Annotated in this window: 8 protein-coding genes; 1 reads left to right on the top strand and 7 read right to left on the bottom strand. The window is 49.0% G+C overall.

Going from position 1 to position 9453, the window contains the following annotated elements; genetic code table 11:
- The coding region (locus CLOSYM_RS23195) for a hypothetical protein (protein WP_021641856.1) at window positions 1-222 on the top strand (222 nt) is incomplete at its 5' end.
- 22 nt (window positions 223-244) lie between these two features.
- Here CLOSYM_RS23195 and CLOSYM_RS08890 read toward each other — a convergent pair.
- The 7 genes from CLOSYM_RS08890 to CLOSYM_RS08860 form a co-directional block, all read right to left on the bottom strand.
- On the bottom strand, window positions 245-1234 hold the full coding sequence (locus CLOSYM_RS08890; RefSeq protein WP_003497273.1) for an ADP-ribosylglycohydrolase family protein: 990 nt from the start codon (window positions 1232-1234) through the stop codon (window positions 245-247).
- An 80-nt stretch (window positions 1235-1314) separates the two neighbouring features.
- Window positions 1315-2862 carry an extracellular solute-binding protein gene (locus tag CLOSYM_RS08885; protein ID WP_021641855.1) on the bottom strand — a complete coding sequence of 516 codons (1548 nt, stop codon included), beginning with the start codon at window positions 2860-2862 and terminating at the stop codon, window positions 1315-1317.
- A gap of 77 nt (window positions 2863-2939) precedes the next feature.
- On the bottom strand, window positions 2940-3824 hold the full coding sequence (locus tag CLOSYM_RS08880) for a carbohydrate ABC transporter permease (RefSeq protein WP_003497279.1): 885 nt from the start codon (window positions 3822-3824) through the stop codon (window positions 2940-2942).
- Window positions 3825-3826: 2 nt separating this feature from the next.
- Window positions 3827-4756 (bottom strand): ABC transporter permease, encoded by a 930-nt coding sequence (locus CLOSYM_RS08875; protein ID WP_003497281.1) that lies wholly within the window; start codon window positions 4754-4756, stop codon window positions 3827-3829.
- 362 nt (window positions 4757-5118) lie between these two features.
- Window positions 5119-6159 (bottom strand): LacI family DNA-binding transcriptional regulator, encoded by a 1041-nt coding sequence (locus CLOSYM_RS08870; protein ID WP_009297473.1) that lies wholly within the window; start codon window positions 6157-6159, stop codon window positions 5119-5121.
- 25 nt (window positions 6160-6184) lie between these two features.
- Window positions 6185-7075, bottom strand: coding sequence for a ribokinase (locus tag CLOSYM_RS08865; protein WP_021641853.1), 891 nt, complete (start codon window positions 7073-7075; stop codon window positions 6185-6187).
- 27 nt (window positions 7076-7102) lie between these two features.
- Window positions 7103-9259, bottom strand: a complete 2157-nt coding sequence (locus CLOSYM_RS08860; protein WP_021641852.1) for an ADP-ribosylglycohydrolase family protein — start codon at window positions 9257-9259, stop codon at window positions 7103-7105.
- Window positions 9260-9453: the final 194 nt, after the last annotated feature.

Raw genomic sequence — 9453 nt, 5'->3', positions numbered from 1 at the left:
ACATGGTCCGTTCCGGACGCGTCCTCCAAACCTCGGTTAAATCTCCATTTTGGCAACAGCGCCCTGTCTGAACTGTTACAAAACATCCGTGTGAACAGCAACAAACCCCGCCCACCGGCGCTTACAATAATCTTTCTGCCGATGGACGGGATGTCCCCATATCCAAATTTTATGATTTTCTTCCATGATATTTTGGGAAGCATCTTTTATCAGATTTTATAATCGGATTTTCTCTTCGGGATTTTTATTTCATAATAATCCCAGCCAGCTTCTCCGCATAGTCTTTAATATCAATTCCCTTTGTAAAGTTCAGGCATGTTCCCGTTGGGAATCTGGTTTTGTCAATCCATGCCGCCGGCATTGCTTTCGCGCCGTATTTAGCTCCCAGGACAGTTCCTGCCACAGCTCCGATAGTGTCTGCATCCCTGCCGAAGTTGCCGGCCACCACAACGCCCGTCCTGAAATCTTTATTGACCGCCTTCAGGCAGGCAAATGCGGATGGAATTGCCTCTGCCGTCGTGGCCCAGGTGCTGGTTCTTAAGTCGTCATGGAGCTGCATCCACACATCGAAAATATGTCCGTCGGCGGAATCTACCAGTTCAAATGCATGGTTCATTGAATAATAGAGCCAGGACTCCTCCGGAATCACCTTCATTGCGGCATCCAGAATCTCATCCATCGTACCGTCCACCATGGCTACCGATACGGCTGCGGCTACCGCCTGCGCTCCCCAAACGCCGTCGCGGAAATGGCTTACCTCGGATTCAATCTTTGCCATTGCCGCCGCTTTCTCCGGGTCACCGGCGCAAACGATGCCAATCGGCCCGATACGCATCGCGGATCCGTCGCTCATGTGGAAGGCATTGTATTTACCGGACAGGGGAGGAAGAAAACCTCTTCTCAAATTATTAGCTGCTTCAATCTCGCTGGCACCGCCGCGTTTAAATTCATCCTGTATTGCAACATCCTCAAGCCAGGATTTTACCACTTCTTCCGATGTCAGCTCCCCACCGCAGCGAATCAGGGTTTTTGCTGTCAGCAGTGCGAATTCCGTATCATCTGTACTCCATGAAGCCTTGCTGTTAAAATCAGTTGTAATAGCATAATTTTCACGGTTTTCCTGCTTTCTTGAAGCATCTCCAAAAGAATCTCCGATTGCCAGTCCTGATAAGGAACCGTATGCCTTGTCGAATACCAGCTCCGGATTTTTCTTAAACTCTTCTCTTGTCAGCATTTGTCATCCTCCTGTTTACCTCTGCCGATTTATTATTTAAATATACTTACTTTTTTATATATAATCCTTCCGGATTATCATCACGGATTTCCCAGCTCTTCCACTAAGATACTCTCAAATTCTGTTCCGCCTGCTTCATCCCATTTTGCCGTCATCTCGTCGAATGCATCGATTGGTTTTACTCCTCTGATGATATCTGCGGAGTACTCCTTATAATATCCTGTCATCGCATCCCACTGCGGCGTCATCTCTTCCGGAACCAGGATGTTGACGTCCTGAACAATATATTTCTCAAGATTATCAAACGCGCTCTGTCCGACAGTCGTCAGTACCGGCTGTGCAAGGGACGGATTCTGCGGGTCAAAGTTATTTGTCGTATCCCAGAAGCGTGCCCACCATTCCGGCCATCTGTCCGTAAATACAATCTTGTTATCCTCAACTGTATAATGTTTTCCTTCAATGCCGACCTTGTCTAAGATTCTGCCTTCCGGACTTGCCATGAATTCCAGCACCGCCCATGCGGCATCTTTATTCTTGGAATCGATGTTCATCGCAAAACCGCGCTCTTCTTTTGTTACATCCTCTGCCCTGTATCCCTGTGCCACACCTTTTGCCGGAGGAAGAATCACAAGTTCCGACTCTTCGCCGTTAACTGAGCGCATCTTGTTGTCATAAATCTGGGTGGAGGAAAGTGTTCCGGCGATTATTCCTGTTTTGCCTTCGTAGAATTTCTGTTCCATCGTATCCCATGTATCGGTCAGATATTCCGGATCCAGAAGGCCGTCCTTATAAAGCTTTGCATAGAATTCGAGCTTATTCTTTTCTGCCTGGCTCTCTTTGCTGAATATCCATTTTCCATCCTCTTTAACGATTGTTCCTGTTACGCCAAACGCCTGGTTAAAGATGCTGTCGAGACGGACCGTACTGTCGCCGGAACCGCCGTCGGTCGTCATTGCATACTCTACAAGGCCTTTGTCTTTCATTTCCTTGAACAGGTTGTAATAATTATCAACGGTCGGGTCTGCGATTAATTTCTCATAGGAATCAAGCTGAGCGGCCCAGTCTTTTCTCATTGCCGGAATCTGGATCCGGGATGGGGCCAGCCAAATCAGGTATGGGTAATTCTCCATACGTTTTCTGTTGACGTCCGTCATAATGCTCTTTATAAATGTCGATTTTTCAACATAAGGGTTCAGGTCTTCAAACAGTCCCTGCTGTGCCAAAGCCAGATCGCCGCCCTGGAAATAGATAAGATCTGCTTCCACATCACCGTTCATCATTGCAATCGGCACTGCCGTCGCATAGCTTCCTGCCGGCGGTTCCATAAACTCCAAATTGACGTACTGGCCGTGAGCCGCCATTTTTTCATTAATTGCCTCCCGTAAGAGCTGCACATCCTCCTCATCCGGGAATACGTCCTTAATCATTACCTTTACCGTAACAGGTACATCTGCCGTACCGATGGCCGGGAACTCTGCCGTTCCCTCTGCCTGTGCAGCTCCCCCGTTATCTGCTTCGCTGCCGGCCGGTTTGGTCTCCGGCGCGCTGTTGTCCGCTTTGCCGCCGCACCCTGCAAGGCTGGAGCCTGCAAGCGCTGCCGCCATAATCAGTGCCAATGTTTTTTTCATGTCTTCTCCTCCATTTTATTTGATTTTTTATTACACCCTTTTCATATTCTCAGGCTGTCTTTCCATTTTCCCGTGCATTACTCCTTCACGCCGCCCGCCATAATACCTTTTGTATAGTATTTGAGTACCAGCGGATAAATCAGAAGAATCGGAACTACTGCGATCACAATCGTCGCATACTGGAGAGCCGTATAATCAATCTTTGCCAAATCGTTATAATTCAGCAGGTTCTGTGTTCCGATTATCGTTGTGACATCACTATCCACGATAAACTTACGCAGAATTACCTGCAGCGGTACCTTCTTAATGGATGAGATGTAAATTCCGGAACGGAAATACTCATTCCATCTTGTCACTCCGTAAAACATTGTCAGTGTTGCAATTCCCGGTTTTGCAAGCGGCAGCACCACCGAAAACAGGACTCTCAGATGACCGGCCCCGTCGATCTTCGCCGCCTCGCAGAGCGACACCGGCACATCCTCAAAGTAACGCATCATAATGACAAGATAATACACGTTAACTGCCATGCAGAGGATAACGGACCACTGGCTCCCCATCAGCCCGATTTTCTTTACGGTCATATACTCCGGGACAATTCCAGGGTCAAACAGCATCATGATGATAAAGAACACCATCAGCACTCTCTTGCCGACCAGGCCGGGACGTGTCAGCACATAAGCTGCCAGCGCCGTCAGTACAATATTTAAAAATGTTCCGACCACCGTGATAAAGATGGAATTGAAGATGGACGGCACCAGTGTCTTGTTGCTGAACAGCACCTGATAGTTAATCAGTGAAAATCCTCTCGGAATTACTTCCAGGCTGCTCATTCCGGCCGACTGAAGCGGATCCGAAAGGGAACGGGCCAGAATATGCAAAAGAGGCACAATCATTGTCAGTGTCAGGAGCAGCATAAAAACAGTGAGAATCAGCTGCGTAATGCTGAATTTTTTCTTTCTCATTCTTACCACACTCCCTTCCCCGTCACCTTTTTAGAAACAAGGTGAGTTACAAGTACCAGGAACACTCCCACAATGCCTTTGATAAGAGCCACCGCCGTCGCCAGGGAATACTGGCCGCTTTCAAGTCCGATACGGTAAACGTATGTATCCAGAATGTCGATTACACTGTTGACGGACTGGTTTGTAAAGTTGAAGACCTGGTCGAATCCGGCTGTCATAAAGAAGCCCAGATTCAGAATAAACATGGTTGTCATCGGTACGACAAGGGCGGGAAGGATGATATACCGGATGATGTCGATCCGCTTCGCGCCGTCCACCGTGGCCGCCTCATAAAGATCCGGGCTGATAGCCAGGATTGCCGTAAAGTATACGATGGAATCCCATCCGAGGCTTCGCCAGCCTTCCGAGAAGAACAGCACCCACCGTATCGTCCCCTTATTCGTCATAAAATCTACCGCATCGAGTCCGAACCATCCCATAATCTGGTTCACGGCGCCGCCGGATACAGACAGCATCGAAATCCAGATACCGGCAATAACGACCCATGAAAGGAAATGGGGCATGTAGGAAATAATCTGCACATACTTGCGGAACTTCCCACATCGGATTTCATTCAGTAGCAATGCGAAAATGACGAAAAATGGAAAAAGAAGTATGTACTTCATAAAGCTGATAATCAGCGTGTTTCTCAAAATCTCCATAAATGTGGATGATTTGAATATCATGTCAAAATACTTAAGTCCTGCAAATTCCCACGGCCCTTTGGCCCTGTAATTGCAGAAAGCCAGCCTCATATTGATAATCGGCCATACCCTGAAAATCAGAAAGTAGATAAGAGTCGGCGCCAGCATCAGGTAAAGTACCCTGTCTTTCCACATATGCTGCAGCGTCTTATTCTTCTTCCCTGCTTTCTTTTCTACCTTTGCCTGCATACAGGCTCCCCCTTTTCTACGCTCTGTACATTTCTGTAAATTTAAGTAACCGGTTTCTCTCTAATTGGTATTATAACACACTTGATATTTGATATCAATTGTATATTATGTTAAATTTATCCCCCGTATTTTTTAGCATATTGCACTATTATTTTCTAGTTTTTCCAGATTGTTTTTTATTTTCTATTATTTTTTCAGCACATAATTAATAAACCGTTTTCCTTATTTCTCCTTTTTTCGCAAAGCACAGGCGGACCTCTCAATGGTCACCGCCTTCAACAGAATACAGGGAATGGGTATCCCTGTTCGAGATACCCATTCCCTGCAGTCCTGTGTACACTGTTTCATTTTTAACTTGATTCCTATTCGTATTCGCTGTCATACGGCCGCTCTTTCGTCGTCCGGCGCAGTTTCAGGGTTGGTTCCACGACCATGTGGCTCAGTCCCACTTCCTCCCCCTCGATAATCCGAATTATCTGCTTTGCCAGATGCTGGGCCATTTCATAATGCGGCTTGGAGACAGTGGAGAGCGCCGGACGGAATACCTCCGCCAGCTCAATATTGTCAAATCCCATGACTTCTATCTCTTCCGGGATCTTTTTCCCCGCGTCGAGAAGCCCTGAAATAACGCCGATGGCAATCAAATCGCTTCCTGTCATGATTGCGTCGAACTCCACCTTCTTTTCCAGCAGTTCCTCCGCTGCCCTCCGCCCGAATTCAATCGAATATTCCCCGGACATCGTCAGGCTCTTATCAAACGCAATCCCGTGTTCCCTGAGCGCTTCCTGATACCCCTCAAGCCTCTGCTTGGAACCGGAAAGTTCTGTATTGCCCTCCACATAGACAATGCGCCTGTTTCCTCCGCGCAGCAGATAGGAAGCCGCTTTCCTGGAACCTTTCACGTTATCTCCCGTGATGCTTGCGTCGCTGACGCTGCTGTCGAAGGTGCGCCCCAAAAGCACCAGCGGCACCTGGTATTTCCTGTATTTCTCCAGAAACGCCTTGTTCGATATACCGGAACAGAGAATCACGCCGTCCACCCGTTTGTCCACAAGGGACATAAGAAGCTGGGCCTCCTTCTCCGGATTATAATCAGAGTTGCAGACTATGACGGAATAGTCTTTCTTTTCCAGATAATCGCTGATGCCCCTGATAATCTTAGGATAAAAGAAGTTAGACACGTCAGGCACCACGACTCCTATCATCCTGGAACGTGATACGGCTACCCCTCTGGCAAGCGCATTGGGCCTGTAATTCAACTCCTCTATGACTTTGCGGACCCGTTCTTTCGTGGCTTCGCCTACACCGCACGGGCTGTTATTAATCACCCTGGAAACGGTGGCCTTCGACACGCCGCAGATCTCCGCAATCTGAGATATACTGTATTTTGTCTTGTTTTCCATAAACAATCCCCCGTCTTATTTAAGGTTAAAGCCGGGCCTCCTCCACCTGCTTATCCCATGGAATGGAGGGTGCAGCCCCTTTGCCCATAACAGTAATCGCCGCAGCCTTCGCAGCCTTTAAAAGTGCGTCCGGCACCGAATTGCCTTTTACCGCCGAAGCAATAAAATACCCGGTAAATGTATCGCCTGCCGCCGTGGTGTCAACGGCCTCGACACAAAAGGCCGGCTGTTCATAACGGTTCTCACCATCATAATAAATACAGCCCCTGCTGCCGAGAGTCAGAAGGATCACGGCCCGCGGATATTTCTCATGCAAAAGCTGCGGGATTTCCTCCTCCTTTGCCTCCTGACCGCAGATATCGGCTCCCTCAATCTCGTTGAGTATAAAACAGTCTACCAGCTCAAGCGGCAGTTCCAGAAGTTCCCCGGTCACAGGTGAAGGATTCAGATAGATTTTCATTCCCTTTTCGGCCGCCTTTTTAATTAATCCGGCAAGTCCGTTGATTTCGTTCTGAAGCAGCAGGATATCGCCCTCCTCAAAGTGGGCCAGCGTCTCATCCACCTGCCCGGGCGTAATCTCCTGGTTGGCTCCGCCGAACAGGAGAATGCAGTTCTGGCCGTTTTTATCTACCTGGATAATCGTATGGCCCGACACGCCGTCCGTCTTTCTCACAAAATCTGTATTGACTCCCGATTCTGCCAGCAGTTCAAGCAGCTTTTTGCCGTCATTTCTTCCCACCGCTCCCGCGTGCCATACCTGTGCGCCTGCGCGCGCCATGGCGATCGACTGGTTCAGCCCTTTACCTCCGCAGAAGACTTCCATGCCCAGAGAGCTCATCGTTTCACCGGGACGAATAAAATGATCTACCGCATATACGTTGTCAATATTCAGGGAACCGAAATTCAATATCCTCATTCTTTCACCTCAACCTTTCTCCTCCGGTTACTGTCCGCCCCTGCCGGAACCGGCAGTCTGCGGACAGCAGCTTCCTGTGTATGAATTATAAGTAAAATCAGCAAAAGAGGTACGCCCCGTCTTCACGGAACCGCAGCCGAACATTCCATAGGAAAAGCTGTCATCCTCCGCCTCCAGAACCTTTACCCCATCGACGGAAAATATGATGTGTCCGCCGCGGCACTCCATCTGCATCCTGTATTCCCTGTCATATTCCCAGTCAAAACTGCATTCTGCCAGAACCGTAAAACCAAAATCATTTTTTAACAGCACGGCTTTTCCCTTCTCGTCAAAGCCTGCGGCGTAGAAGCGCTTTGCTCCCTGGGCTCTCGCCGTAATCAGATGGGAAGCCCCGTGGCGCGGTATGACCGCAGCCGAAACCGTATAATCCGTGCCATAGTAGTTACCCGTATAGGCAAACGCCTCCTCGCACCGCATCAGGTTCAGGGTTTTGCCATACAGATCCCAAGCTCCATGGTCGGTGGCAAACGGCGTGACACAGCCAAATTCCTTTTTCTGTTTTTTTATGTCTATCGTATACGCCGAAGGTCCGGTTATCGCAAAGTCGTCCAGGTAAATCAAACCGAGACTTTTTTTCTTTGAAGGGGAGTAACCCTCAATTACGATGCCCACCTCATCCACAATGTCTCCCTCTACATCCGGGATTGTGAATTCCACGCTGATCCACTGTTCCTGAACCAGCTTGATATAGCCCTGAAGGAGATCCTCTTTCCCGTAAACGGTATGTACGTATGGCGCAATACCCAGCGTCTCCCAGCCCTCCCACTGTTCCAGATAAAGCTTCATCGATACGGTCTGCCCCGGATATGCAGTCGGTGAGAATACTGGACTGTATCTCTCATCCGAAAAATCATTACGCGTATAGAACGGCTTGTAAAATACCTTGCACTGGTCACCGCGCACCATGCGGTCCACCAGAATTTTAAGCGAACCGCTGCCGCTGAAGGCCTGATCGCCGGAATGGGACAGGGCGCAGAAGAACGGATCGGAGACTCGCATATTATGAGTGCTTCCCGGCAGTTCAAAATCAAAATGGATCTCCCCGTTCTTAAAGCTTTCCGCCAGACAGGCAGGCGCTTCTTCACCGCTCAGGCGGTATCCCAGCAGCGCCAGTTCCTTAGAAAAGGTCGGAATATCAAGGATATTCAGATAGCCGGAAATACCGGAGCATACAATACCGTCATTGACAGGTTTCCTGTAGCGTTCCGGAAGACCTTTAAGGCCGCAGGCCACGCCGAGAACCGTTCCCACATTGCCGGCATTGCAGTCCGTGTCCCAGCCCGCCATAGTCGCTATCTCAATCGTCCTGTCGAACCGGCCTTTTCCGTATGCCATAGCCATGAAGCAGACGCCTGCATTCGGGATAATATGGCATACACCCTGATATTTATCATAGCCCCAGTCACGCACCAGCATCTCATAGCAGCTCCGCCATGACTCTTCCTCCGGATGGGCATGATAGAACTCAAGCACAGCCGAAGCCACCTGATGATACAGGCTGTCCTTTGGAATCTGCGCAAGTCCCGTCTCCATAATTTCAAATATATCGTCGGTTTCAAATGCTTTGGCAATGGCAGCACAGAAGAATCTGGCCCCTAAAACGCCCTCTCCGCCGTGGGATACACTGGCCGCTGCTTCGCCGTAATGAGCCGCTTTTTCCGGATTGCAGGGGTTTACCAGTCCCCAGGTATCGATAAAGATCTGGCCGCCAATCTGCTCTGCCAGAATCAGGCCGTTCTGCTCCACAGAACCGGACTTAGGCGCTTCTATGCCGTTCTTCAGGTTCAGGTAAGCCGTATGCTCCGTACTGATCCCATATCCGCCCCACCAGAACATGCCAACGCCTTCCCTGGCATAATTTAACCAGGCCCTGGCGACATCCTGAGGGATCAGTTCCCTGTCCTTCGCATCATCATAAAGAGCCCGGATAAAGAAAACCGGCCCGTTGGCATCGTCGTCCGCGGCAAAATTCTTAAATTCTTTTACATAATCTGTGATTTCCCCATATGTATTCCGGATCCTGTCATACGTCCAGATGGTTGGCTCCACCGGGGCGCCCAGACGGATACCGATATTCATCCCCAGAAATCCTGAATACACCTTTTCCAGATAATCTTTTACCATTTTTAAATGTCCTCCTGTGCGATCCCGCACTCGTCTAGTTTATCATGCCTTTGGTCAGAGAAACCGGTTACTCTAATTATAATAGATTCTATATGGGAATGCAAGCAGGAATTGCACGTTACTATTCACACGGTTGTGTCATTTAGTTGACATTACAGAGAATATGGAGATTTAACTGAGGTTGGGAGGACGCG

Origin of the sequence: [Clostridium] symbiosum ATCC 14940, from assembly GCF_000466485.1 — a bacterium.
Taxonomy (GTDB): Bacteria; Bacillota; Clostridia; order Lachnospirales; family Lachnospiraceae; genus Otoolea; species Otoolea symbiosa.
This window is presented reverse-complemented; position numbering and strand designations above follow the sequence as displayed.

Coding starts and splice junctions, on each gene's coding strand:
- CLOSYM_RS08890 (WP_003497273.1), bottom strand. CDS start 1,234: ATGCTGACAAGAGAAGAGTTTAAGAAAAATCCGGAGCTGGTATTCGAC.
- CLOSYM_RS08860 (WP_021641852.1), bottom strand. CDS start 9,259: ATGGTAAAAGATTATCTGGAAAAGGTGTATTCAGGATTTCTGGGGATG.
- CLOSYM_RS08880 (WP_003497279.1), bottom strand. CDS start 3,824: ATGAGAAAGAAAAAATTCAGCATTACGCAGCTGATTCTCACTGTTTTT.
- CLOSYM_RS08870 (WP_009297473.1), bottom strand. CDS start 6,159: ATGGAAAACAAGACAAAATACAGTATATCTCAGATTGCGGAGATCTGC.
- CLOSYM_RS08875 (WP_003497281.1), bottom strand. CDS start 4,756: ATGCAGGCAAAGGTAGAAAAGAAAGCAGGGAAGAAGAATAAGACGCTG.
- CLOSYM_RS08885 (WP_021641855.1), bottom strand. CDS start 2,862: ATGAAAAAAACATTGGCACTGATTATGGCGGCAGCGCTTGCAGGCTCC.
- CLOSYM_RS08865 (WP_021641853.1), bottom strand. CDS start 7,075: ATGAGGATATTGAATTTCGGTTCCCTGAATATTGACAACGTATATGCG.